The organism is Microbacterium sp. NPDC097977 (genome assembly GCF_040302605.1).
Taxonomy (GTDB): Bacteria; Actinomycetota; Actinomycetes; order Actinomycetales; family Microbacteriaceae; genus Microbacterium.
This window is the reverse complement of the sequence record NZ_JBEOUR010000022.1, coordinates 13,896-36,662: the sequence shown is the minus strand read 5'-3', so window position 1 is coordinate 36,662 and position 22,767 is coordinate 13,896. Positions and strand designations below refer to the sequence as shown.

Below are 22,767 nucleotides of genomic sequence, written 5' to 3'. Positions count from 1 at the left end.
ACGGTGACGCGTGAGAGGGAGGCGACGCGTGGGGCGGGTCGTGACGCCCGCCCCACGCGCGCGCTCAGGCGTCGATGGCCTGAGGGCGCTCCGCCGATTCCACGGTGATCTTGCGCGGCTTCGCTCGTTCGCTCACCGGGATGATCACCGACAGCACACCGCTCTCATACGAGGCGCTGATGCCGTCGAGGTCGACGCCGTCGCCGAGGGTGAACTGACGCAGGAACGACCCGGCACCGCGTTCGCGGGCGAGCCAGCGCGCGCCGTCGCGGGTGTCGGCCGTGCGCTGGGCGCGGATCGTGAGCTGGCCCCCGTCGAGGTCGACGTCGATCGACCCGGGATCGACGCCCGGCAGATCGGCGTGCAGGATGTAGCGGTCGCCGTCGCGATAGAGGTCCACCGGCATCAGCCGGGGAGCGCGACCGGAGTCCAGCACACTCGCGGCGAAGCGATCGAGCTGGCTGAAGGGATCGAAGGTCAGTGCCATGAGGTTTCTCCTTTCGAGCGGCCCAGGAGGGCGGATGGGTGATGCAGATAATCTGCATCAGTTGGTGTAGATTTTTTATAGAACAAATCTCAGAACACCGCAAGTCGATCGAAGGGATCTCGACGCATGATCCGCCGCGACCCCCGCACGCCCCTGTACGGCATCGCCGTCGCCGCGCAGCTCGTGGACCTCCCCGAGGCCACCCTGCGCCTGTTCGAGAGCAGGGGGCTGCTGACGCCGGCCCGCAGCGAGGGGGGAACCAGGCGGTACAGCGAGGACGACATCGATCGTCTGCGTCGTGCGGCGGAACTGCGCGACGACGGCATCAACATCGTCGGCATCGCCCGCGTCCTCGCACTGCAGGACGAGAACGTCGGCCTACGCGCGGCGTTGGGCGATGCGGCGTCGACCGACTGAGGGATGCGTGCACCGACGATCCGCCCAGTAGCGTGAAGGCATGGATGCGGAGATCTTCTACGTGCTGGTCGGTGCTGTCATCGTGGCGGCCATCGCCCGATGGCGAGGGTGGCCGGCGCCGCTGCTCGTGACGGTGGTCGCGCTCGCGGCATCCTTCCTGCCGTTCGTGCCCGATGTCGAGATCGACGGGCACCTGCTGCTGAACCTCGTGCTGCCGCCGCTGCTGTACTCGGCGGCGCTCGACGTCTCGTTCGTCGGCTTCAAGCGCAGCCTGCCCCAGATCCGCCGACTCGGGATCACGCTCGTGCTGCTCACCTCGGTCGCCGTGGGACTCGTCGCGTGGTGGATCCTGCCCTCGCTCACCCTGCCGGGCGCCCTGCTGCTCGGGGCGATCGTGGCTCCGCCCGATGCCGTCTCGGCGGCCGCGATCGGCCGCAAGCTCGGGCTTCCGCGTCGCATCATGACGGTGCTGTCGGGTGAGAGCCTGATCAACGACGCGACCTCGCTGACCCTGTACCGGGTGTTCGCGGCGATCATCGCCGGCGCCACGGTGGGCATCGTCGACGGCATCGGCCAGTTCCTGATGGCCGTCGGGGTCGGCGTCGCGATCGGTCTCGTGTTCGGCATCGTGCTGCACCAGCTGCGCATGCGCATCAATGACGCCGTCGTGATCGGCACGTTCGGGCTGCTCGCCCCCTTCGGCGCCTACGCGATCGCCGAGCACCTGCTGGGTTCGGGTGTGCTCGCGGTGGTCGCGATGGGCCTCTACGTCGGATACAACTCCCCCCGTACCGACTACACGACGCGCCAGCAGGAGAAGCCATTGTGGCTGTCGGCGGACCTGCTGCTCGAGAGCTTCGTCTTCGCGTACATCGGTCTGCAGTTCCCCCGGGTGCTCAGCGACCTCGGTGGCGAGGAGGTGGGTCGCATCCTGCTGCTGTCGGGCGCCGTGCTGCTGGTCGTCCTCGTCATGCGACCCCTGTACGTCTACCCGGCGAACCTGTGGGCGAACCGGCAGGACCGGCGCCGGCTGGAACGCTGGGATCGCTCCGTCGCCTCGGGCGCCTTCGAAGCGCGTCGCCGTGAGTCGAAACGCTGGGAGCAGTACACCCCCGAAGAGCTGCGGTCCCAGATCGTGCGCGATCGCATGGCGGGGCTCCAGCTGACGTGGAAGGACAATGCGGTGATCTCGTGGGCGGGGATGCGTGGCGTGGTCACGCTCGCGACCGCGCTCGCCGCGGCCGATCTCGCGGCCCTCGACACCGAGCCGTCGCACGCGATCGTCGTCGTCGCTTTCATCGTGACGGTCGGCACCCTGCTGCTGCAGGGCCTCACGCTGCCGCTGTTGATCCGCGGGCTCGGCATCGCCAGCGATGTCGAGGACGAGGACGACGAGAGGGCGATCGCCGACATCAGGGCCAAGAGCCGCGAGGCGGGGATGGCGTTCCTCGCCGAGAAGCGCGTCGAGTGGGAGGCCAAGTACGGCGCGGTGGACCTCAGCGTGTTTGACGCCTTCACCAAGCGCATGACCCGGGTCGAGAAGGACACGGATGAGGCGCAGGAGGTCGAGGATGCGGCGGCGCGGCCCTCGTACGACGACCTCGTCGCCCTGTCTCGGGGGTGGTTGCAGGTGCGCCGCGACATCCTGCTGTCCGAGCGCGACGCCGGCAACCTCGACGAAGAGGTCATGCGCGAGCTGATGACCGCGATGGACGCCGAGGAACTCGCGCTCGACACCCGTGGTGCCACGCGTCAGCAGGGTCGCGCGTAGCGCAGGTCGCCGCATGCACGGACGCCCCGCCCGAGGTGGGCGGGGCGTCCGGTCGGTTCCGTGGTGCGGGCCGGCGAGCGGTGCGGGTCAGCGAGTGCCGACGGGCGCGTTCTCGGATGCCGCGGCATCCGCCTCGTCGTCGTCCGAGTCGTCTGCGAACGGCAGCCCCTCGCGCGGCGCGTTGTAGAGCTCTTCGTCGAGGATGCCCTCGCGCTTGGCGACGATCGCGGGGACGAGTGCCTGGCCTGCGACGTTGACCGCAGTGCGGCCCATGTCGAGGATCGGGTCGATCGCGAGCAGCAGGCCGACACCTTCGAGCGGCAGACCGAGGGTCGACAGCGTGAGGGTGAGCATGACGGTCGCGCCGGTGGTGCCCGCCGTGGCTGCGGAGCCGACGACAGAGACCAGCACGATCAGCAGGTACTGCACGAAGTTCAGCTCGATGCCGAAAAACTGGGCGACGAAGATCGCGGCGATGGCCGGGTAGATCGCCGCGCATCCGTCCATCTTCGTGGTCGCGCCGAACGGCACGGCGAACGAGGCGTACGAGCGGGGCACGCCGAGGTTGCGCTCGGTCACGCGCTCGGTCAGGGGCAGTGTGCCGATCGAGGAGCGGCTCACGAAGCCGAGCTGCACGGCGGGCCACACGCCCGAGAAGTACTGCCTGATCGACAGCCCGTGCGTCTTGACGAGCACCGGGTAGACGACGAACAGCACGAGCGCGAGGCCGATGTAGACCGCGATGGCGAACCAGCCGAGGGCGGCGAGCTTCTCCCAGCCGTACTTGACGACCGCGGCGCCGATGAGTCCGAACGTGCCGAGCGGGGCGACGCGGATGATCCACCACAGCACGCGCTGGATGACCTTGAGCAGCGACTCGGTGAAGGCGAGGAAAGGTTCGGCCTTCTTGCCGGCCTTGAGCGCGGCGATGCCGACCGCGACGGCGACGACGATGACCTGCAGGATGTTGAAGTTCACGCTCGAGCTGAACGTGCCGTCGGTGGCGCCGGGGTTGGTGTTCACGCTGAGACCGAGGAAGTTCTGCGGGATCAGGCCCAGCAGGAAGTTCCACCAGGTGCCCACCGTGTACGGGTCGCTGGGCTCGAGGCCCTCGCCGGCACGCGAACCGGGCTGCAGGACGAGGCCGAGGGTGATGCCGATGGTCACGGCGATGAACGCGGTGATCGCGAACCACAGCAGGGTCTGGCCCGCGAGGCGAGCGGCGTTCTGCACCCGACGCAGGTTCGAGATGCTGGCGACGATCGCAGTGAAGATCAGCGGTACGACGGCGGCGCGCAGCAGCGTGACGTACGAGCTGCCGATCGTGTCGAGGGTGGCGGACAGGCCGTTCGGGCTGTCGGCCGTGGCGCCGAGCTGGCGGGCGATCAGGCCGGCGGCGATGCCGAGGACGAGGGCGGCGAGGATCTGGAAGCCGAACGACGTCAGCAGCTTCCGGACGGGACCTCGGGTGTCTGGCGCCTTCGTGGGGCGGGCGGTGGTGCTCATGGGGTGGGGACTCCAGGATCGGTGCGCGCCGTGTGCACGCTATAACGCTCAACGCTATGAGGGCGCGCGAATTCCGAGGCCGACATGACGAAGGATGACGGATGCCGCGGCATCCGTCATCCTTCGTCAGTCATTGTGGGACAGCTGAGCCACTGACCGCAGTGAGGCGGATTACTCGGTAGGCGCGCAATCCGGGGCGGCATCGTTGATGGTCTTCTGCACGAGAGCGCCTTCCTTCTGGTCGGTCTTGACGTTCTCGTCGCCCTTGGCGATCGCATCCAGTGATTCGTTGGAGACCTCGGAGTCGACGAGCGCCTCGGAGAGGCAGAGGACGACGTCGTCGGACAACGAGTCTCGGAGACCCTGGTCCTCGAGCACGGAGGTGAGGCCGTCTGCGACCTGCTGGGCGGACGGGCGCTCGGGCGCCGCGCCACCGCAGGCGGCGAGCGAGAAGGCGAGGGCCGCGATGGGCAGGGCCATGAGGATGCGGGAAGAAGTGCGCTGGGTGCGGTCGTTGAGGGTCATGGTTAAGACGCTAGCGGCCCACAGGCAATTCATAGTGGGGGTTGCATGGGGAGGAGTCCCCACCTGCTCGTGCTGTGCCCGGCGCCCTCGCTCTGCCACGATGGCCTCATGTTCATCGTGACGACCAACGACGTGCCGGGCTACCGCATCACCCAGGTGCTGGGCGAGGTGATGGGTCTGACCGTGCGGTCGACAGACTTCGGTCAGGGGTTCACCGCCGGATTCCGCTCGCTCGGCGGCGGCGAGATCCCCGAGTACACGCAGGTCATGTACGAGGCCCGCCAGGTGGTGATGCAGCGGATGTGGGATCAGTCCCTGCAGCGTGGCGGCAATGCGATTGTCGCGATGCGGTTCGATGCGGGATCGATCGCGAACTTCACCGAGATCTGCGCGTACGGCACCGCCGTCGTGGTCGAGCCCCTCGCGCCGGCGGCTTCCGCGCCGCAGCCGCCGCAGCCGCAGCAGGCCTGACGCCTGCCGGCTAGGCGAGCACCAGCAGGTCGCCGACCTCGCAGGCGAGCGCGTCGCAGATCGCCCGAAGCGTGGAATAGCGGATCGCCCGCGCCCTGTCGTTCTTCAGCACCGACAGGTTGACGATGCTGACGCCCACGCGGGTGCTCAGCTCGGTGAGCGTCATGCCGCGTTCCGCGAGCAGCTCGTCGAGTCGGCAGTGGATGCCGGTGAGCTCGTCGTCGTTCTCCGCCGGGCTCATACGAGTCCCTTCGTGTCGTTCGCGAGCGCGGTGTTCGTCTTCTGCAGGCGGATACCCTGGCGGAACGCCGCGGCGATGAGACCCACGGCGACACCGGTCGCGAAGATCGGCACGATCGACCAGAATTCGATCGGGTGCACGGGTCCGCCGCCCTCCAGGCCCACGGCCGCCGACACTCCGTTGAGGCCGACGTTCTCGAGCATCACGATCAGCATCGGCGCGAGCACCAGAGTCCATCCGATCGTGTCGAAGGCCCGGGCGTTCGAGCGCACGAAGAAGCGTCCGCGGAGGAAGTTCCCGGCGACGACCATGATCCCGACGATGACGATCAGCGGAGCGATCGCCCAGAGCGCCAGCGAGCCGATGATCGCCGCCGTCGACGCGGCATCCACCCCGGTCGCGAACACCATCGCGTGCTGCGCGATCCCCTGCACGGAGACCGCCCCGGAGTCGACCGTGGCGTCGATCGGCTGCTCGTCGATGGGGATCGACCAGGCGATGCCCTGGTCTCGGAAGGTCGAGAGGACGCGGAGGACCGTGCTGATCGCCGTGACGATCACGGCGGCGGCGCCGAAGAGGATGACGGTGATCGCGTCGGCGCTCTGCGACCTGGTGGGAGTCGTCGCGAGCCCGCTCATCAGACGAGGCCGTCCGTGTCGCGCTGCAGGCGGTCGCCGATCACGAAGACCGTGCTGGTGAGCGCGAAGACGAACGCCGCGAGCACGAACGTGAAGGGCTCGACGCTGATCACGGCGTTCTCGACACCGTTGCCGGTGATGCGGGCGACGGTCGCGTTGGCCAGCATGTTGTCGAAGAAGCGCACCGCGGCGAAGCCGAGGAGTCCGGTGACTCCGGCCGTCGCGACGAGGACGGTGTTGCGACCGCTGAAGACACGGCCGGTGAGTACGCTCCGGGCGAGCATGACGAGGCATCCGATCACGATGACGATCGTCAGGATCTGGGCGATCTGCGCGATGATGCCGGGCACGATCGCGATCATCGGCAGCTCGGGCGCCGTGATGACGGCGCTGTCGAGGCCGACCGAGATGCTGTCCCCGGTGCTGAGCGGCAGGTCGACCGGGGTCTTCGAGCCGATGAACTCGACGAGCACGGGGACGTCGACGCCGCGGGCGAGTTCGATGATCCGGATGATCGAGAACACGGTGATGTAGGCGGCGATCGCGATGCCGGCGATGCAGAAGCCGATCAGCGCCCCCCTGTCGCCGAGGGAGATCGTGCGGGTCTTCGTCGAGGTCATCATCCACTCCTTATCGTTGATCGTTATTACCGATAATCGTTAACATATCGACTGTCGATATGTGCGTCAACCCCGCCCGCATCCGCGGCGCTGCGAGGGGCCGTCACGCCGCTATGCCGACGGCGAACACGGGCATACTGCCTCCGCACGGTGGTTACTCTCGATGTACAGGCGCGGAGACCGTCGAGGGATCCTCGCTTCGCCCCAGTGCGAATAAGGAGTCACAGCATGTTCGAGAGATTCACGGACCGAGCCCGTCGAGTGGTCGTCCTCGCCCAAGAAGAGGCGAAGATGCTCAACCACAACTACATCGGCACCGAGCACATCCTGCTCGGCCTCATCCACGAGGGTGAGGGTGTCGCAGCCAAGGCACTCGAAAGCCTCGGCATCTCCCTTGACGCCGTCCGCGAGCAGGTTCAGGACATCATCGGACAGGGCCAGCAGCAGCCCACCGGTCACATCCCGTTCACGCCGCGCGCCAAGAAGGTGCTCGAGCTCAGCCTCCGCGAGGCTCTGCAGCTCGGTCACAACTACATCGGCACCGAGCACATCCTGCTCGGTCTCATCCGCGAGGGCGAGGGTGTCGCAGCCCAGGTCCTGGTCAAGCTCGGCGCCGACCTCAACAAGGTCCGCCAGCAGGTCATCCAACTCCTCTCCGGAGCACCAGGACGCGAGCCCGCCGCCGTCGGTGCGCAGTCGAACGACACCCCGAGCGCCCAGGGCGGCTCGCAGGTGCTCGACCAGTTCGGCCGCAACCTCACGCAGGCCGCGCGCGACAACAAGCTCGACCCGGTGATCGGGCGCGAGAAGGAGATCGAGCGGGTCATGCAGATCCTGTCTCGTCGCTCCAAGAACAACCCCGTCCTCATCGGCGAGCCCGGCGTCGGCAAGACCGCCGTCGTCGAGGGCCTCGCTCAGGCGATCGTCAAGGGCGATGTGCCCGAGACGCTGAAGGACAAGCAGCTCTACTCGCTCGACCTCGGCTCGCTCATCGCCGGATCCCGCTACCGCGGTGACTTCGAGGAGCGCCTCAAGAAGGTCACCAAGGAGATCCGCACGCGCGGCGACATCATCGTCTTCATCGACGAGATCCACACCCTCGTGGGTGCGGGTGCCGCCGAAGGCGCGATCGACGCGGCGAGCATCCTCAAGCCGCTGCTCGCCCGTGGAGAGCTCCAGACCATCGGTGCCACCACGCTCGACGAGTACCGCAAGCACTTCGAGAAGGATGCCGCTCTCGAGCGCCGCTTCCAGTCGATCCAGGTGAACGAGCCGAGCCTCCCTCACACGATCAACATCCTCAAGGGACTGCGCGACCGGTACGAGGCGCACCACAAGGTGCAGATCACCGACGGCGCCATCGTCGCGGCCTCGAACCTCGCCGACCGTTACGTGTCGGACCGGTTCCTGCCCGACAAGGCCATCGACCTGATCGACGAGGCCGGCGCCCGCCTGCGGCTCTCGATCCTGTCGTCGCCGCCGGAGCTGCGCGAGTTCGACGAGAAGATCGCCAAGGTCCGCGAGCAGAAGGAAGTCGCCTCCGAGGACCAGGACTTCGAGAAGGCCGCATCGCTGCGCGACGAGGAGAAGAGCCTCCTCGCGGAGCGCCTCCGCCTCGAGAAGCAGTGGCGCTCGGGCGACGTCGCGACCGCTGCGGTCGTCGACGAGGGTCTGATCGCCGAGGTGCTCGCACAGGCCACCGGCATCCCGGTCTTCAAGCTGACGGAAGAGGAGTCCTCGCGACTCGTCTTCATGGAGAAGGCGCTGCACCAGCGCGTCATCGGTCAGGAGGAGGCCATCGCGGCACTCTCCAAGACCATCCGTCGTCAGCGCGCCGGCCTCAAGGACCCGAAGCGTCCTTCGGGCTCGTTCATCTTCGCCGGCCCCACGGGTGTCGGAAAGACCGAGCTCGCGAAGGCGCTCGCCGAGTTCCTGTTCGACGACGAGGCCGCTCTCATCTCGCTCGACATGAGCGAGTTCGGTGAGAAGCACACCGTCTCCCGTCTGTTCGGTGCCCCTCCCGGGTTCGTCGGATTCGAAGAGGGCGGCCAGCTCACCGAGAAGGTGCGTCGCAAGCCGTTCAGCGTGGTGCTGTTCGACGAGATCGAGAAGGCCCACCCGGACATCTTCAACTCGCTCCTGCAGATCCTCGAAGAGGGTCGTCTGACCGACGGTCAGGGACGCATGATCGACTTCAAGAACACCGTCATCATCATGACCACCAACCTCGGTGCTCGTGACATCGCGGGCGGTCCGGTCGGCTTCCAGATCGAGGGCGTCAACTCGACCAGCTACGAGCGGATGAAGGGCAAGGTCAACGAGGAGCTCAAGCGCAACTTCAAGCCCGAGTTCCTCAACCGTGTCGACGACATCATCGTGTTCCCGCAGCTGTCGAAGAGCGAGCTCGTGCAGATCGTCGATCTGTTCACGAAGCGGCTCGGAGAGCGTCTGCTCGACCGCGACATGACGATCGAGCTCTCGCAGACGGCCAAGGAGCGTCTCATCGAGATCGGGTTCGATCCGGCACTCGGTGCCCGCCCGCTGCGTCGCGCGATGCAGCACGAGGTCGAGGACCGCCTGTCGGAGAAGATCCTGCACGGCGAGCTCAACCCCGGCGACCACGTGAAGGTCGATGCGAAGGACGGCGAGTTCCTGTTCGAGCACGGTCCCCGTGGCGAGAAGGTCGCTGTCGGCGTGAACACCGGCGGAGAGATCTCGGCTACCCCCGACCTGGCGGTCGCCAGCGGGGAGTGATCCCGGTCTGAATCAGAAGGGGCGGATGCGAGCTGCATCCGCCCCTTCTGCGTGTCCGGGGGTTCTCGGCGCTCCGCGCGGACTCAGGGTCTCGGGGGTGGCGGGTTCTAGGCTTGACGACGTGAGTGAGTACATCGTCCGTCCGGCGCGCAGCGCGGACATCGTCGGCATCCGCAACCTGCTGCAGCCGATGGTCGAGCAGCGGATCCTCCTCGGCAAGGATCTCGCCGTCCTCTACGGCGCGGTGCAGGAGTTCGTCGTGGCCGAAGCCGACGGGGAACTCATCGGGTGCGGTGCACTGCACGTGTTCTGGGAGGACCTGGGCGAGGTGCGCACTCTGCTCGTCCGAGAGGACTGGCTGCACCACGGCGTCGGCGGAGCCATCGTGGGGCGTCTCGAAGACCAGGCGCGGGTGCTCGGTCTCAGCCGGCTGTTCTGCCTCACGTTCGAGGTCGACTTCTTCGGCCGTCGTGGTTACACGCCCATCGGCGAGCAGGTCGTCGACTCCGACGTGTACTCGCAGCTGCTGCGCAGCGGGGATGCGGGAGTCGAGGAGTTCCTCGACCTCGCCCACGTCAAGCCGAATACGCTCGGCAACACCAGGATGCTCAAGGCCCTCAACTAACCTGGGATCATGCCCCGTCAGTCCGCCGCCGTCTACCGTCGTCGGCGTCTGGTGACCCTTGTCGCGGTGATCCTGCTCCTGGCGGTGATCGCCGCCGCCGTGTGGGCTCTGGTCGCTCGTCCCTGGGCGAGTGCGACGGAAGCCGGGCCGGCGCCGACCTCGTCGGCGACCGCCAGCGCGACGCCGTCGGCCTCGCCGGACGCGACCCCGTCGGAGTCGCCCGCACCCGAGCCGTCGGCGGAGGAATCGCCGGGGCTGGTCGCGTGCAAGGCGGGCGATGTCGAGGTCGCCGCCGTCACGGATGCCGAGTCCTACCCGGCCGGTGTCCTGCCGCAGCTGTCGATCTCGCTGACGAACCGCGGCTCGACGGACTGCGCGATCGACGTCGGGTCGACGACGCAGCGATTCACCGTGTCGAGCGGCTCCGACGTGTGGTGGACATCGACCGACTGCCAGGAGAATCCGAGCAGCATGATCGCCACCCTCGCCGCGGGCGCCACCGTGACGAGCAAGGTGCCGGTGACCTGGGATCGCACCCGGTCGAGCGTCGAGACCTGCGCGGACGAGAACCGTCCGCGCGCTCCCGGAGGTGGAGCCTCGTACCATGTGTCGGTCGAGATCGGCGGCTTCAAGGGCGCGAGCACCGCTCAGATCCTGCTCTACTGAGCGGTCAGGCGCGTCGCTGGTCGAATGCGGCAATGGCCGAAGGTCTCGAATACCGACCTGCACTCAGTTTCGGGCTGACACTGTCCGATATTTGGGATACCATTGGGGTGACCCTCGCAGACTTGCGGCGCATGCCATCCCCAATGGCGTCGAGCTCAGCGTCCCCAGCGCTTCGACATGCCGCCCGAGGGTCCGAGGGCCCTCCCGAGTACCCCAGTCCCCAATGGATGACTCGAGAGGGCCCCACTTCTTGCCCTTCGCGGTGCGAGCGTGATGCCGCCGCGATGTCGGCGCCGGCTGAATATGCTGGATGCATGGCAGCGAAGAAGGCGAAGTCCGCGAAGTCGGCGAAGTCGGCGAAGAAGAAGCCCGCACCCGAGGATTTCCGGTCGGAGGCGCTCGCGCAGGCGCTGGAGAAGCAGGACATCGCCGCTGTCGCCCTGGCACTGCGTCACGGGGTCACGGTCGTACCCCTGGTGAAGCCGGGGGCGCGAGACAACCCGCTCGACAGTGGCGAGGTGTGGACGTATCGCGATCCGAACTCCGGCGATCTGGCGCTGCTCCTGTTCAGCGACGCCCGGAACAAGCCCGGCAATCTGCCGCCAGGCGTGGGCATCTATACGGCGGACTGGCTGCGCGCGTTCCTCGGCACGCACCCGATCACGACCGTGTTCCTCGACATCGCGGGACCGCATCCGATGCAGGCCTCGCCCGACGAGATCCTCAAAGCTCTCGAGGCCTGATCCCGGGCGCACTGCTGCGGGCCCTGTGACGCGTGTGCGCCCGCCCGCGTCAGCCGCCGGTGCGTGGTTGGCGCGTCGCGCGTCAGGTGCGGGGTCAGTTTCGCACCCGGGGTCTGGGCGGGGTCAGTTCTGCACCAGGGGTCTGGGCGGGGTCAGTTCTGCACCTTGGGTCTGGGCGGGGTCACTTCGGCACTGGATGCGGGCGTTTCGGGTGCGAGAGTGGCCCCGGCTGGTGGGGCGATGCAGAAGTGACCCCGGCTGGCTCGCGGGGCGGGTGCGGAGTGGGGCCGCGCTGGGCGGGGTCACTTCGGCACCTTGGGTCTGGGCGGGGTCAGTTCCGCACCGGATGCGGGCGTTTCGGGTGCGAAAGTGGCCCCGGATGGCGGCCCGGTGCGAAGGTGGCCCCGGACGGCGGGGCGATCCAGAAGTGACCCCACAGGGCGGCTCGCGGGGCGAGTGCGGAGGCGGCAGGGCCGCGCTGGGCGGGGTCAGTTCCGCACGTGGGGGCTGGGCGGGGTCACTTTCGTACCGGATGCGGGCGTTTCGGGTGCGAAAGTGGCCCCGGACGGCGGGGCGGTGCGAAAGTGACCCCGCAGGGCGGCTCGCGGGGCGGGGGCGGGCGTGGAGTGAGCAGGGCAGAACAGGCCAGGGCAGGCCAGGGCAGGGCAGGGCAGGGCAGAACAGGCCAGGGCAGGCCAGGGCAGAACAGGGCAGGGCAGCGCTGGGCGGGGTCAGTTCCGCACCTGGGGTCTGGGCGGGGTCAGTTCGGCACCGGGCGCGGGCGTTTTGGGTGCGAAAGTGGCCCCGGCTGTCTCGCGGGCCGCCGAAGCCGGCCGGGTCAGAAGGGCGGGATGTCGGCGTCGCTGCGTCGGTTCGTGTTGCGAGCCCTGACGTCGTTGAGTGCGGCGCGCAGCGTCTTCGACCGATCGTCGACGACCTGCTCGTAGCCGAGTCGCGCGGCCTCGGAGCGACGCTGAGCGGATTGGGTCACGGGGCGGATCTCGCCCGCGAGGCTGAGTTCGCCGACTGCGGCGACGGTGCGCGGCACGGAGATCTGCTGGATCGACCCGGCGACGGCGATGGCGATGGCGAGATCTGCGGCCGGTTCCGTGAATCGCACACCGCCGACCGTCGACACGTACACATCGAGCGTGCTGGTCTTGATCCCCGCGCGCCGCTCGAGGATCGCCAGCACCATCGCCACCCGTGAGGAGTCGAGACCGTGCACGACGCGTCGCGGATTCGGAGCGGTGGTGGTGATCGTGAGCGCCTGCACCTCGACGGGGAGCGCACGGCGCCCTTCGAGGGAGATCGCCACGCACGTGCCCGGCTCGGTCGCGCCCTGCGAGAGGAACAGGCCGGACGGATCGGGGACCTCGGCGATGCCGTCGCCCGTCATCTCGAAGCATCCGACCTCGTCGGTCGGGCCGAACCGGTTCTTCAGCGCGCGGATGAACCGCAGCGACGTCTGCCTGTCGCCCTCGAAGTGACACACGACGTCGACGAGATGCTCGAGCACCCGGGGGCCGGCCACCTGGCCGTCTTTCGTGACGTGGCCGACGATGATGATCGGCAGACCGCGGTCTTTCGCCACGCGGATCAGCGCCGACGCCACCTCGCGCACCTGGCTCGGCTGGCCCGCGGCTCCGTCGATGAGTGAGGACGACACCGTCTGCACCGAGTCGACGATCACGAGCTGCGGCTGCACCTCGTCGATGTGCCCGAGGATCGTCGCGAGGTCGGTCTCACTGGCGAGGTACAGCTCGTCGTGCAGCGCCCCGGTGCGCTCGGCGCGCAGCCGCACCTGGGCGGGGGATTCCTCGGCGCTCGCGTAGAGCACACGCCGGCCCGAGGCTGCGGCCTTGGCTGCGACCTCGAGAAGCAGAGTCGACTTGCCCACGCCGGGCTCGCCGCTGAGCAGGATCGCGGCGCCGGGCACGATGCCGCCGCCGAGCACGCGGTCGAACTCGCCCACCCCGCTCGTGCGACGGGGAGCGTCTTCGGTCGTGATCTGCGTGATCGGTCGTGCAGCCTTCGCCGCCGTCGGGGCGAGGGGAGTGATCCGGCTCAGGATGCCGGTCTGCGCGCCATGCTCCTGCACGGTGCCCCACTGCTGGCACTCGGCGCAGCGGCCGACCCACTTCGCCGTCGTCCATCCGCACTCGGTGCAGACGTAGGCGGGAGGGGCGGGTTTTCGGGTGGCCATGCTGTCAGGCTATCGCCGGCATCTGACATCCCTATCAGCCGAGGCATTATTCACGGCCGAACCCGTCGAAGTCGCGCAGAGGCCACGGGATACTGGAGTCATGGCCAATGGCGGGCCCGTCTGCGGGCCGATCTCGACGTTCTCCCGAGTGCAGATCCTGCATCTCGTGCAGACGCGCGCGGAGCGGACGATCGACGAGCTGTGCCGGGCCACCGGCCTGCATCCGAACACGGTGCGCGAGCACCTGCAGCGCCTCATCGAAGGCGGCTACGTGATCCAGGCGAGCGAGCACCGCACCACCCGCGGCCGCCCGCGCACCCTGTACAGCGCCGCCACCGGGACGGCCGACGCGTCGAGCCCCATCGCGAGGAACAAGGCCAAGGCCGCCGCCGAGCGCGGCGACCTGCTGCGCCGGGTGCTGCCGGCATCCGCCTCGGCTCTGGGTCGCGACGCGACCTATCAGCTGGACGCCCTGATCGAACATCTGGAAGAGAGCGGCTTCGAGCCCGTCGTCGATGACGAGCAGCTCACCGTCGATCTCAGCCCCTGCCCGCACGCCGCGGGCCGCGCCGAAGACCGTCCGATGCTGTGCACCGTGCACCTCGGCCTCATGCAGGGGGTGCTCACCCAAGCCGGTGGGCCACTCGCCGCCGAGGCCGTGCGCACCTCCGCCCTCCCGGCGGACTGCGCTGTACCTGCGGAGTGCGTCGTGCAGCTGACGTTGACGGAGATGACCGCCGCCTAGGCGCGCATCTGCCTTATTCACGGCCGGCAGCCCCAGAGAGGCGGCAGGCCCGTCATTAGCGTGGCACCAGGGCACGAAGAAGGAGTGGCTCATGGAATGGCTCGACCCGCTGGTCCTGTCCCGATGGCAGTTCGGACTCACCACCGTCTACCACTACCTGTTCGTGCCGCTCACGATCGGCATGGCGCTCGTCGCCGCGATCTTCCAGACCGCGTGGGTGCGCACCGGCAAGGTGCAGTACCTGCACCTCACGCGGTTCTTCGGCAAGATCTTCCTGATCAACTTCGCCATGGGTGTGGTCACGGGCATCGTGCAGGAGTTCCAGTTCGGCATGAACTGGTCGGACTACTCCCGCTTCGTCGGTGATGTGTTCGGCGCCCCGCTCGCCTTCGAGGGACTGCTGGCCTTCTTCTTCGAGGCGACGTTCATCGGGCTGTGGATCTTCGGGTGGGACAAACTTCCGCAGAAGCTGCACCTGGCCACCATCTGGTGCGTCTCGATCGGCAGCATCCTGTCGGCGTACTTCATCATCGCCGCCAATGCGTTCATGCAGAACCCGGTCGGCTACGAGTACAACCCCGTGACCAACCGCGCCGAGCTGGTCGACTTCTGGGCGCTGCTGACGAACCCCGTCGCCCTCGCGGCCTTCCCGCACACGATCTTCGGTGCGCTGATGTTCGCAGCCGGTGTCGTGATCTCCGTCTCGGCCTGGCACCTGGCACGGGGTCAGCACTTCGACACGATGCGCATCTCGCTGAAGTTCGGACTCTGGGCGATGATCTTCTCCACCGCGGGCGTCGTGCTGACCGGCGACCAGCTGGGTCTCGCGATGTACGCCGCGCAGCCCATGAAGATGGCCGCGGCGGAGGCGACGTTCAACACGGTGTGCGGACCGGATGCCTCCTTCAGCCTCTTCACTCTCGGCACGCCCGACGGCAGCTCCGAGCTGTTCTCCATCCGCGTGCCGTACCTGCTGTCGCTCCTGTCCACCCACACGTTCGACGCCTGCGTGCACGGCATCAACGATCTGAACGCCGAGTACGCCAGCACCTTCGCCGACACCGGTCTGACCGAGTTCGCCCCGATCCTCTGGGTCACCTACTGGGCCTTCCGCTGGATGATCGGCCTGGGCATGGCCGCAGCGCTCGTCGCCGTCGTCGGACTCTGGGTCACCCGCAAGGGCGCCAAGAACCCGCCGGCTCCCTGGATGTGGAAGCTCGCGATCTGGTCGTTCCCGCTGGCGCTCGTCGCCAACATCATGGGCTGGGTCTTCACCGAGATGGGCAGACAGCCCTGGATCGTGTTCGGCCTCATGACCACCCAGGACGGCGTCTCGCCCGGAGTCAGCGGCGTCGAGGTGCTCATCTCGCTGATCGCCTTCACCGCGATCTACGCGGCGCTCGCCGTGGTCGAGATCCGTCTCATCATCCGCGCGGCCCAGAAGGGCCCCGACACCGAAGAGCAGCCCCACGAGGAGACGGCCCAGCTGCCGTCGGTCGTGTACTGAGAGAGGGAACAGTCATGGAATACATGTGGTTCTGGATCGTCGCCTTCCTCTTCGTCGGCTACTTCGTGCTCGACGGGTTCGACTTCGGCGTGGGCATGTCGCTGCCGTTCCTCGGCAAGAACGACGTCTCGCGGCGCCAGGTCATCAACACGATCGGCCCGATCTGGGATCTCAACGAGACCTGGGTCATCGTGGCCGGCGCATGCCTGTTCGCCTCGTTCCCCGAGTGGTACGCGACGCTGTTCAGCGGGTTCTACCTGCCGCTGCTGCTGATCCTGCTCGCGCTGATCCTGCGCGGGGTGTCGTTCGAGTACCGGCACCAGCGCGAGAGCGCGCGGTGGAAGGCCGGCTTCGATCGGATGATCGTGATCGGCTCGGCCGTGCCCGCGCTGCTCTGGGGCGTCGCCTTCGGCAACATCGTGCAGGGCGTGGCGATCGATGCGAACCACATCTACGTGGGCGGGTTCTTCGCGCTGCTGAACCCGTATGCGCTGCTTGTCGGAGTCACGACCCTGCTGCTGTTCTTCCTGCACGGCGTGCTGTTCGTCGCGCTCAAGACCGACGGGCAGGTGCACGCGGATGCTCGACGCCTCGTGAAGCTCGCGGCGGGCCCGACGGTGCTGGCGGCGGCAGGCACCGTGCTGTGGACGATCGGCATCGCCGGGGAGCGTGACGCACCGCTCATGCTGATGGTGATCGGATGCGGGCTCGTCGCCGCGCTCGCGCTGATCGGCTCGGTCGTGTTCTCGCTGCGCGGCCGCGACGGACGCGCCTTCACCGCGGGTGCGGTGACCGTGGCATCCGCTGTCGTGATGCTGTTCGCGGCGCTGTTCCCCTACGTGATGCCGTCGACGATCGATCCGGCCTTCAGCCTCACGATCGAGAACGCGTCGAGCACGCCGTATACGCTGACCATCATGAGCTGGACCGCCCTGATCGCCCTGCCGCTCGTGCTGGCGTACCAGACGTGGACCTACTGGATCTTCCGCAAGCGGGTCACCCGCAGCTCGATCGAGGGGGCTCCGGCGCACGCGTGAATCGGTTGTATGAGGCCGCGTTCACCCGGTCGTTGAGCGAGGCCGTGCGCAGTGCACAGGAGACTCGGTCGTTGGGCGAGGCCGCGCGAAGCGTGCCCGAGACCCGGTCGTTGAGCGAGGCCGCGCGCAGTGTGCCCGTCACCCGGTCGTTGAGCGAGGCCGTGCGCAGCGCGCCCGAGACGAAACGCGCTGTCCAATGAAGCCGGTCGACATCCGCCTGCTCCGGTATGCGAGCGCCGCACGGGGTTTCCTGCTGCTGTCCGGGGTGATCAGCCTCGCCCAGACCGCGGTCACCATCGCGTTCGCGTGGATGCTGACCGATGCCGTCATCGGCGCGCTCGCCGGACGCGACGTGATGGCGTCGCTGCTCTGGCTGCTCGCGCTCGCCGCCCTGCGCGGAGTGCTCATCGCGGCGTCGGATGCCGCCGGCACGCGCGCGGCGGCGAAGACCGGGATGCAGCTACGCGCCGCCCTCATCGCCGCCGTCGGCCGTCTCGGACCCGGATGGCTCGCGCAGCGCAACCAGGCCGGTCTCGCCGTCACCGCGGGACACGGGCTCGAGGCGCTCGACGCGTACTTCGCCCGCTACATCCCGCAGCTGGTGCTCACGGTCATCGCGACACCGGTGCTGCTCGCGGTGATGTGGTGGCAGGACTGGCCGAGCGGTCTGACCGCGCTCATCACCCTGCCGCTGATCCCGCTCTTCCTGATCCTGATCGGCATCGCCACCCGCACCGTGCAGCGCACGCAGTGGCAGACGCTGCAGCGCCTCGCCGCCCGCTTCGCCGACACCGTGCAGGGGCTGTCGACGCTGCGGCTGTTCGGCCGCGAACGCCGTGCCGCCGCCCAGATCGAGACCACGGCCGACGAGTACCGTCGCGAGACGATGAAGGTGCTGCGGTTCTCGTTTCTGTCGGGGTTCGCGATGGAGCTGCTCGCCTCGCTGGCCGTGGCGTTGATCGCGGTGGCCGTCGGGTTCCGCCTGCTGTCGGGCGATCTGTCGCTCGAGGTCGGTCTGTTCGTGCTGCTGCTCGCGCCCGAGACGTTCCTGCCGATCCGCCAGGTGGGCGTGCAGTTCCACGCAGCTGCGGAGGGCGTCGCGGCCACCGAGGACGTGTTCGAGGTGCTCGACGCGGCAGGGGCTCAGGCGGGCGGCGTTCACGATTCAGCACGAGATGTCGGGGAACCGCGTGCCGGTGGCCGTGAGTCCGGCACCGGAGATCTTCATGCTGAATCGCGAACGGTGGCCGGGGGAGACCTGGTCGTCTCAGGCCTCCGGGTGCGCGACCTTGCGCCCGTCTCGTTCACCGCGACCCCCGGGACCGTCACCCTGATCGAGGGGCCGAGCGGTGCGGGCAAGTCGAGTCTGCTCGCCGCTCTGCGCGGTGCGACCGAGTTCGAGGGGGCCGCCACGGTCGCCGGCGTCGACGTGCGCAGCCTCGCCCCCGCGGACCGGCTGGCCTGGAGCGGACAGCGGCCCCAGCTCAGCCGCGGCACGATCGCGGAGAACGTGGCGCTGGGTGACGCCGCTCCGGATGCCGACGGCATCCGCCGCGCGCTCGACGACGCCTGCGCGAACGAGCTCGACCCGGCATTCGAGCTGGGCGTGCAGGGCAGCGGCCTCTCGGGTGGGCAGGCGCAGCGCGTCGCCGTCGCACGCGCCCTGTATCGACAGGGGCGTCACCCGCACTCCCTGCTGGCTCTCGACGAGCCCTCCAGTGCGCTGGATCCCGAGACCGAGGCGCGGCTGTGGGCGTCGCTGCGCGCCCGGGCGGATGCCGGAGCCACGGTCATCCTCATCTCGCACCGCCGCTCGGCGAGGGACATCGCCGATCGCGTCGTCACCCTGGGGGTGTGCGTATGACCGCTCGACAGGCTCAGGGATCGAGCGTGGAGGGCCGCGTGCGCGGCATCCTGCGTCTGGCGCAGCCGCCCGTCCGCCGGTTCCTGCCCGGCCTGATCTGGGGGTTCCTCTCGGCCGGTGCCGCGGTCAGCCTGCTCGCGGTGAGCGGCTGGCTGATCGTCAGCGCCTCGATCGTGGACTCGCTCGTCCCTCTCTCGATCGCCGTCGTCGGTGTGCGCTTCTTCGCCGTCTCGCGGGCGGTGACGCGCTACCTCGAACGGTTGAGCGGACACGATGCGGCGCTGCGTCAGCTCGCGTCGACGCGCGCCGACATGGTGCGGCGCCTCACGCCGCTGTCGCCGGCGGGTCTCGGGCGCACCGATCACGGACGCGTGCAGTCCGCGCTCGTCGACGACGTGGAGAACCTGCAGAACCTGCCGCTGCGGGTGGTGCAGCCGCTCGCGGTCGCGGGCCTCGTCGCGTCGGGGGCGGTCGTGTTCCTCCTGTTCGTGTCGGTGCCCGCGGCATTGACGCTTCTCGCCTGCCTGGTGATCGCGGCCACCGCGGCCGTCGGTCTCGGCTGGCTCTTCGGTTCGCGGGCCGAGGCGGCGGTCTCGCGTCGTCGCGGCGACCTGTCGGCCGCACTGACCGACTACTTCGGCGCGCTCGACGTGCTGCTGGCTTACGGGGCCGAGGCCCAGGCACGGGAACGGGTCGCGCAGGCGGATGCCGAGCTCCGCCGCGCCGTCGGCACGGCCTCGCTCGCGCAGGCGATCGCTGCCGGGGTCGTCTCTGCCGTCGCGGGTGCGGCGTCGGTCTGGGCCCTCGCCGTCGCCGCTCCCGGGCTCGCGACCGGGGCGATCGACGGGCCGTGGCTCGCCGTCGCGGTGCTGGTTCCGATGGTCGTGTTCGAGGTGTTCGGCGCGGTGCCGATCGCTGCCGCGTCGTGGCGCAGTGTGCGCTCCAGTGCGGAGCGGATCGTCGACGTGCTGCCGTCCGAGGCGCCGGCCGAGCTGCGATCCGACGACGGTGAGGACGTCGAGATCTCTGGAGTCCCGGCCCTGCGGCTGCGGGACGTGCGCGCCTGGTGGCCCGGAGGATCGCCGGCGCTGCGGGGCGTCGATCTCGATCTGCAGCCGGGGGAGCGGGTGCTGGTCGCCGGAGCGAGCGGGGCGGGCAAGAGTTCTCTGGCGGCGGCGCTGGTCGGCTTTCTGCGGGTCGACGGCGAGTATTCCGTCGGCGGCATGGATGCGTCCAGGATGTCGGGCCCGGCACTGCGTCGGACGATCGGCCTGTGTGAGCAGACGCCGCAGCTGTTCGACGAGGACATCCGCCAGAATCTGCTGTTCGCCCGCGACACAGCGACCGACGAGGAGCTGCTGGCTGTGCTGGACCGCGTGGGCCTTGGCGCCTGGGTGCGCGAGCGCGGCGGCCTGGACGCTCGGGTCGGCGACCGCGGCGGTCTGGTGTCGGGTGGTCAGGCGCAGCGGATCGCGCTCGCGAGGGCGCTGCTGCGCGGATTCCCGGTGCTCGTTCTCGACGAGCCGACGGCGGGTGTCGATCCCGATGCCTCCGATGCGCTGCTGAACGATCTGCTGCAGGCGGCGGGGGAGCAGTCGGTGCTGCTCATCTCGCATGTCGAGCCGCCGCGCGGGACGGTCGATCGTGTCGTGCGACTCGAGGACGGTCGCACCATTTCGGTGTAGGGGCGCGTTTCGTCTCGCTGCGCTCGCTCAACGAACGGGGTGCAGATCTGGTCGTCGAGGGAGGGCGCGTTTCGTCTCGCTGCGCTCGCTCAACGAACGGGGTGCAGACGAAGAGCGGTGGTGCCCGTCAGACGCTGAGGTCGGCGCGGGGCTCCATGACGATGCCCTGGGCTTCGAAGACGCGGCGGCGCTCCTCGATGCGCCGGTGCAGTTCGACCTGTGCGTCATCGACGAGGCGCGGGTCGAGGTCGACGGTCGGGGGATGCGGGTCGCCATGGTTCGCGGCGATGTAGGCGTCGAGTTCGGGACCCGATGTCCACGAGGTGATCAGCGCGAACCGCGGCGCCGTGCCCCGGTGCCACACGGCATGCCAGAAACGCTGGGTGTCGACGATGATCCGCGACCCCTGGCGCAGCGGCAGACGGATCTCGGTCGCCGGATCGAAGCGGTCAGAGCGCAGCAGCAGCAGCGAGTCGGTGTCGTCGGAGAGGTTGTAGTACCCCCGCACGACCCAGCCGGTGCCCTCTTCGTTCAGCCGGTTGTTGTCGTCCTGATGCAGGTTGTAGACGGCATCCGCATACTCGTTGGGCTGCAGTTCGATGACCCGGCAGCGACCCACTCCCGCGCCGGGCTCGAGTGCGCGGCGCTGCAGGGTGGGAGCGATCGCGACCTGCGACTCGACCCAGACGCCGTCTTTGTCGCTGCGGGGCGGGGTCTGGTTCCAGAAGCCGTTGCACTCGATCTCGCCCGCGTAGCTCGCCAGAGGGGCGAAGCGCGTCACGCCCGACGAGCGCCAGCCGATGTAGGTGAGGTCGAGCCACTCGGCGGGGTCGGACGCCTGGTCGTGGTCGTCGAGCACCACGTACCCGGTCTCGGCCAGCGCCTCCGATGTGATGAAACCCATGGTTCGTCCCTCCGTCGCGTCACTTAGGCCATCCTAATCCGGCGGTCGCTTTCGGTCCCGGGGCCGTGCCGGAGATAACCCCACGCTCCGATTCGCGCCGTGGCGCGGCTTGTCGTAAGCTAGTCCGCGGTGACGTGTCCGAGCGGCCGAAGGTGCAACTCTCGAAAAGTTGTGTAGGGTAACCCCCTACCGTGGGTTCAAATCCCACCGTCACCGCCATGGAAACCCCCGAGAAATCGGGGGTTTTTCCGTATCCGGGGTGGGCCTCTCGACGAGCTAGCGCAGGCGTACTACTACGTCGTTTCTCCACGAACGAGCTCCAGCACACGACGGAGGTCGAGCTCGTCTTGCGGGTCGTCCGCATCGGCACGGCGCGTAGACAGGGTGGCCAGGTCCTGCACGAGCGCATCCATGAGCAGAGGCTGATCGATGGCCACCGTGCTGAGCCGCGGGCTGACGAGTTGGCCGACAGCCGTCCCGTCGACGCCGATGACGGCGACATCTTCGGGGACCCGCAGCCCGAGCCCGCGACTCGCGGCGACGACCGCGATCGCCACGTCGTCGTTGTAGGCGCAGATGCCGAGAGGAGCAGCGCCTGCCTGCTCGCGTACCTCTTTCAGTGACTTCGTGGCGCCCTGGAGGTCGAGCGGGATGCGCGGGGTGAGTGGCGCGTCAAGACCGCGCTCCTGTGCTTCGCGTCGGATGCCCTCGAGACGCGGAGGCCCGAACGGGTCCAAGCGCTTGTCCTCGAGCGCCGCGTAGACCAGGCGACGAGGGCCGTTCCGGAGCAGCTCGCGCACCTGAAGCCGCCCGATCTCGATGTCGATCGGATCGGGATCGGCGTCGGCGCCTTCCGCGACGTACGCACGTCGGGGGACGACGAAAGTCCCGGATGCCGTGATCCGCTCGCGCTGCTGCGGGGTGAACACGCCGAAGTCGACGACGGCCGTCGGCCGCAGATCGAGTACGGAGGTGAGAGTCGTCTCGTCCTGCATCTTGGCGAATCGCACGACGACGCTCATGCCGGCGGTCGCACTGGCGCCCGTGATTCGATCGACGGAGTCCTGCAGGTGAGACCCGAAGGTCGCGTGGGGGACGACGACCACGACGATGTCGCTGAGGCCGGTGACGAGAGCACGCCCCGCCCGTGACGGGCGGTAGTTCAGAGCTTCCGCGGCGGCCCGTACCCGGTCGCGGGTCTCTGTGGGGAACCGCTCGTCTCCGTTGAGGATCTGGCTCACGGTCGAACGGGACACTCCGGCACTCGCGGCCACGTCTTTGCTCGTGGCTCGTCGAGCAGGCCGTGCGTCCGCCGTCATGACCCCAGTCTCGCACATCGCTATTGACACGTGACA

The 22,767-nt window shown here is 68.6% G+C and carries 21 protein-coding genes and 1 tRNA gene; 13 read left to right on the top strand and 9 right to left on the bottom strand.

Annotated features, from left to right (window positions below; all coding sequences use genetic code 11):
* Positions 1 to 64 precede the first annotated feature (64 nt).
* On the bottom strand, positions 65 to 487 hold the full coding sequence (locus ABTZ43_RS07420; protein WP_149422279.1) for an Hsp20/alpha crystallin family protein: 423 nt from the start codon (positions 485 to 487) through the stop codon (positions 65 to 67).
* A gap of 126 nt (positions 488 to 613) precedes the next feature.
* On the opposite strand from ABTZ43_RS07420, the gene ABTZ43_RS07415 reads away from it, so the two are divergent.
* Both ABTZ43_RS07415 and ABTZ43_RS07410 read left to right on the top strand, forming a co-directional pair.
* A complete protein-coding gene (locus ABTZ43_RS07415) occupies positions 614 to 904 on the top strand; it encodes a MerR family transcriptional regulator (RefSeq protein WP_149422280.1) in 291 nt (96 codons plus the stop codon).
* 40 nt (positions 905 to 944) lie between these two features.
* The gene (locus tag ABTZ43_RS07410) at positions 945 to 2,675 is read left to right on the top strand and encodes a cation:proton antiporter (protein WP_350538362.1); all 1,731 of its coding nucleotides are present in this window, start codon (positions 945 to 947) and stop codon (positions 2,673 to 2,675) included.
* An 87-nt stretch (positions 2,676 to 2,762) separates the two neighbouring features.
* Here ABTZ43_RS07410 and ABTZ43_RS07405 read toward each other — a convergent pair whose 3' ends face one another.
* Together ABTZ43_RS07405 and ABTZ43_RS07400 are read right to left on the bottom strand one after the other, a co-directional pair.
* A complete protein-coding gene (locus ABTZ43_RS07405) occupies positions 2,763 to 4,181 on the bottom strand; it encodes a dicarboxylate/amino acid:cation symporter (protein ID WP_350538361.1) in 1,419 nt (472 codons plus the stop codon).
* Positions 4,182 to 4,352: 171 nt separating this feature from the next.
* Positions 4,353 to 4,706 carry a hypothetical protein gene (locus ABTZ43_RS07400; RefSeq protein WP_350538360.1) on the bottom strand — a complete coding sequence of 118 codons (354 nt, stop codon included), beginning with the start codon at positions 4,704 to 4,706 and terminating at the stop codon, positions 4,353 to 4,355.
* Between the two features lie 108 nt (positions 4,707 to 4,814).
* Between ABTZ43_RS07400 and ABTZ43_RS07395 the strand changes: the two genes are divergently transcribed.
* A complete protein-coding gene (locus tag ABTZ43_RS07395; RefSeq protein ID WP_056415503.1) occupies positions 4,815 to 5,177 on the top strand; it encodes a YbjQ family protein in 363 nt (120 codons plus the stop codon).
* 10 nt (positions 5,178 to 5,187) lie between these two features.
* Here ABTZ43_RS07395 and ABTZ43_RS07390 read toward each other — a convergent pair whose 3' ends face one another.
* The 3 genes from ABTZ43_RS07390 to ABTZ43_RS07380 are packed head-to-tail and all read right to left on the bottom strand — an operon-like array spanning position 5,188 to position 6,676.
* Entirely contained in the window at positions 5,188 to 5,418 is a 231-nt protein-coding gene (locus ABTZ43_RS07390; RefSeq protein WP_045253663.1) for a helix-turn-helix domain-containing protein, read from the bottom strand.
* Positions 5,415 to 6,056, bottom strand: coding sequence for a hypothetical protein (locus ABTZ43_RS07385; protein WP_056415510.1), 642 nt, complete (start codon positions 6,054 to 6,056; stop codon positions 5,415 to 5,417). Before ABTZ43_RS07385 ends, ABTZ43_RS07390 begins: the two co-directional genes overlap by 4 nt.
* Positions 6,056 to 6,676, bottom strand: coding sequence for a hypothetical protein (locus tag ABTZ43_RS07380; protein ID WP_350538359.1), 621 nt, complete (start codon positions 6,674 to 6,676; stop codon positions 6,056 to 6,058). The genes ABTZ43_RS07385 and ABTZ43_RS07380 overlap by 1 nt, the downstream gene beginning before the upstream one ends.
* A gap of 228 nt (positions 6,677 to 6,904) precedes the next feature.
* Between ABTZ43_RS07380 and ABTZ43_RS07375 the strand changes: the two genes are divergently transcribed.
* The 4 genes from ABTZ43_RS07375 to ABTZ43_RS07360 all read left to right on the top strand — a co-directional run bounded on the left by ABTZ43_RS07375 (position 6,905) and on the right by ABTZ43_RS07360 (position 11,464).
* Complete coding sequence (locus tag ABTZ43_RS07375) at positions 6,905 to 9,430, top strand: ATP-dependent Clp protease ATP-binding subunit (protein WP_056415517.1); 2,526 nt, start codon at positions 6,905 to 6,907, stop codon at positions 9,428 to 9,430.
* 121 nt (positions 9,431 to 9,551) lie between these two features.
* Complete coding sequence (locus ABTZ43_RS07370; RefSeq protein WP_149422288.1) at positions 9,552 to 10,055, top strand: amino-acid N-acetyltransferase; 504 nt, start codon at positions 9,552 to 9,554, stop codon at positions 10,053 to 10,055.
* 9 nt (positions 10,056 to 10,064) lie between these two features.
* The gene (locus ABTZ43_RS07365) at positions 10,065 to 10,721 is read left to right on the top strand and encodes a P-loop NTPase family protein (RefSeq protein WP_350538358.1); all 657 of its coding nucleotides are present in this window, start codon (positions 10,065 to 10,067) and stop codon (positions 10,719 to 10,721) included.
* Between the two features lie 314 nt (positions 10,722 to 11,035).
* A complete protein-coding gene (locus ABTZ43_RS07360) occupies positions 11,036 to 11,464 on the top strand; it encodes a dehydrogenase (protein ID WP_350538357.1) in 429 nt (142 codons plus the stop codon).
* 838 nt (positions 11,465 to 12,302) lie between these two features.
* Here ABTZ43_RS07360 and radA read toward each other — a convergent pair.
* Positions 12,303 to 13,670: a DNA repair protein RadA gene (gene radA, locus ABTZ43_RS07355; protein WP_350538356.1), complete on the bottom strand. Its 1,368-nt coding sequence runs from the start codon at positions 13,668 to 13,670 to the stop codon at positions 12,303 to 12,305.
* A 100-nt stretch (positions 13,671 to 13,770) separates the two neighbouring features.
* On the opposite strand from radA, the gene ABTZ43_RS07350 reads away from it, so the two are divergent.
* The 5 genes from ABTZ43_RS07350 (at position 13,771) to cydC (ending at position 20,508) form a co-directional block, all read left to right on the top strand.
* Positions 13,771 to 14,415: a helix-turn-helix transcriptional regulator gene (locus ABTZ43_RS07350; RefSeq protein ID WP_350538355.1), complete on the top strand. Its 645-nt coding sequence runs from the start codon at positions 13,771 to 13,773 to the stop codon at positions 14,413 to 14,415.
* 91 nt (positions 14,416 to 14,506) lie between these two features.
* A complete protein-coding gene (locus tag ABTZ43_RS07345; RefSeq protein WP_350538354.1) occupies positions 14,507 to 15,922 on the top strand; it encodes a cytochrome ubiquinol oxidase subunit I in 1,416 nt (471 codons plus the stop codon).
* 14 nt (positions 15,923 to 15,936) lie between these two features.
* Positions 15,937 to 16,959, top strand: a complete 1,023-nt coding sequence (gene cydB / locus ABTZ43_RS07340) for a cytochrome d ubiquinol oxidase subunit II (RefSeq protein WP_350538353.1) — start codon at positions 15,937 to 15,939, stop codon at positions 16,957 to 16,959.
* Positions 16,960 to 17,155: 196 nt separating this feature from the next.
* Positions 17,156 to 18,823, top strand: coding sequence for a thiol reductant ABC exporter subunit CydD (gene cydD, locus ABTZ43_RS07335; protein ID WP_350538352.1), 1,668 nt, complete (start codon positions 17,156 to 17,158; stop codon positions 18,821 to 18,823).
* Positions 18,820 to 20,508 (top strand): thiol reductant ABC exporter subunit CydC, encoded by a 1,689-nt coding sequence (gene cydC / locus ABTZ43_RS07330; RefSeq protein WP_350538351.1) that lies wholly within the window; start codon positions 18,820 to 18,822, stop codon positions 20,506 to 20,508. Before cydD ends, cydC begins: the two co-directional genes overlap by 4 nt.
* A gap of 127 nt (positions 20,509 to 20,635) precedes the next feature.
* Here cydC and ABTZ43_RS07325 read toward each other — a convergent pair whose 3' ends face one another.
* Positions 20,636 to 21,412, bottom strand: a complete 777-nt coding sequence (locus ABTZ43_RS07325) for a hypothetical protein (protein WP_149422296.1) — start codon at positions 21,410 to 21,412, stop codon at positions 20,636 to 20,638.
* 128 nt (positions 21,413 to 21,540) lie between these two features.
* Here ABTZ43_RS07325 and ABTZ43_RS07320 point away from each other — a divergent pair.
* Positions 21,541 to 21,631, top strand: a tRNA-Ser gene (locus ABTZ43_RS07320).
* Positions 21,632 to 21,705: 74 nt separating this feature from the next.
* Here ABTZ43_RS07320 and ABTZ43_RS07315 read toward each other — a convergent pair.
* Positions 21,706 to 22,731 (bottom strand): LacI family DNA-binding transcriptional regulator, encoded by a 1,026-nt coding sequence (locus ABTZ43_RS07315; protein ID WP_253384409.1) that lies wholly within the window; start codon positions 22,729 to 22,731, stop codon positions 21,706 to 21,708.
* Between the last annotated feature and the right edge of the window lie 36 nt (positions 22,732 to 22,767).

Bases quoted from the DNA above. Each gene is read 5' to 3' on its own strand.
- ABTZ43_RS07420 (WP_149422279.1), bottom strand. From the start codon at position 487: ATGGCACTGACCTTCGATCCCTTCAGCCAGCTCGATCGCTTCGCCGCG.
- ABTZ43_RS07415 (WP_149422280.1), top strand. From the start codon at position 614: ATGATCCGCCGCGACCCCCGCACGCCCCTGTACGGCATCGCCGTCGCC.
- ABTZ43_RS07410 (WP_350538362.1), top strand. From the start codon at position 945: ATGGATGCGGAGATCTTCTACGTGCTGGTCGGTGCTGTCATCGTGGCG.
- ABTZ43_RS07405 (WP_350538361.1), bottom strand. From the start codon at position 4,181: ATGAGCACCACCGCCCGCCCCACGAAGGCGCCAGACACCCGAGGTCCC.
- ABTZ43_RS07400 (WP_350538360.1), bottom strand. From the start codon at position 4,706: ATGACCCTCAACGACCGCACCCAGCGCACTTCTTCCCGCATCCTCATG.
- ABTZ43_RS07395 (WP_056415503.1), top strand. From the start codon at position 4,815: ATGTTCATCGTGACGACCAACGACGTGCCGGGCTACCGCATCACCCAG.
- ABTZ43_RS07390 (WP_045253663.1), bottom strand. From the start codon at position 5,418: ATGAGCCCGGCGGAGAACGACGACGAGCTCACCGGCATCCACTGCCGA.
- ABTZ43_RS07385 (WP_056415510.1), bottom strand. From the start codon at position 6,056: ATGAGCGGGCTCGCGACGACTCCCACCAGGTCGCAGAGCGCCGACGCG.
- ABTZ43_RS07380 (WP_350538359.1), bottom strand. From the start codon at position 6,676: ATGACCTCGACGAAGACCCGCACGATCTCCCTCGGCGACAGGGGGGCG.
- ABTZ43_RS07375 (WP_056415517.1), top strand. From the start codon at position 6,905: ATGTTCGAGAGATTCACGGACCGAGCCCGTCGAGTGGTCGTCCTCGCC.
- ABTZ43_RS07365 (WP_350538358.1), top strand. From the start codon at position 10,065: ATGCCCCGTCAGTCCGCCGCCGTCTACCGTCGTCGGCGTCTGGTGACC.
- ABTZ43_RS07360 (WP_350538357.1), top strand. From the start codon at position 11,036: ATGGCAGCGAAGAAGGCGAAGTCCGCGAAGTCGGCGAAGTCGGCGAAG.
- radA (WP_350538356.1), bottom strand. From the start codon at position 13,670: ATGGCCACCCGAAAACCCGCCCCTCCCGCCTACGTCTGCACCGAGTGC.
- ABTZ43_RS07350 (WP_350538355.1), top strand. From the start codon at position 13,771: ATGGCCAATGGCGGGCCCGTCTGCGGGCCGATCTCGACGTTCTCCCGA.
- ABTZ43_RS07345 (WP_350538354.1), top strand. From the start codon at position 14,507: ATGGAATGGCTCGACCCGCTGGTCCTGTCCCGATGGCAGTTCGGACTC.
- cydB (WP_350538353.1), top strand. From the start codon at position 15,937: ATGGAATACATGTGGTTCTGGATCGTCGCCTTCCTCTTCGTCGGCTAC.
- cydD (WP_350538352.1), top strand. From the start codon at position 17,156: ATGAAGCCGGTCGACATCCGCCTGCTCCGGTATGCGAGCGCCGCACGG.
- cydC (WP_350538351.1), top strand. From the start codon at position 18,820: ATGACCGCTCGACAGGCTCAGGGATCGAGCGTGGAGGGCCGCGTGCGC.
- ABTZ43_RS07325 (WP_149422296.1), bottom strand. From the start codon at position 21,412: ATGGGTTTCATCACATCGGAGGCGCTGGCCGAGACCGGGTACGTGGTG.
- ABTZ43_RS07315 (WP_253384409.1), bottom strand. From the start codon at position 22,731: ATGACGGCGGACGCACGGCCTGCTCGACGAGCCACGAGCAAAGACGTG.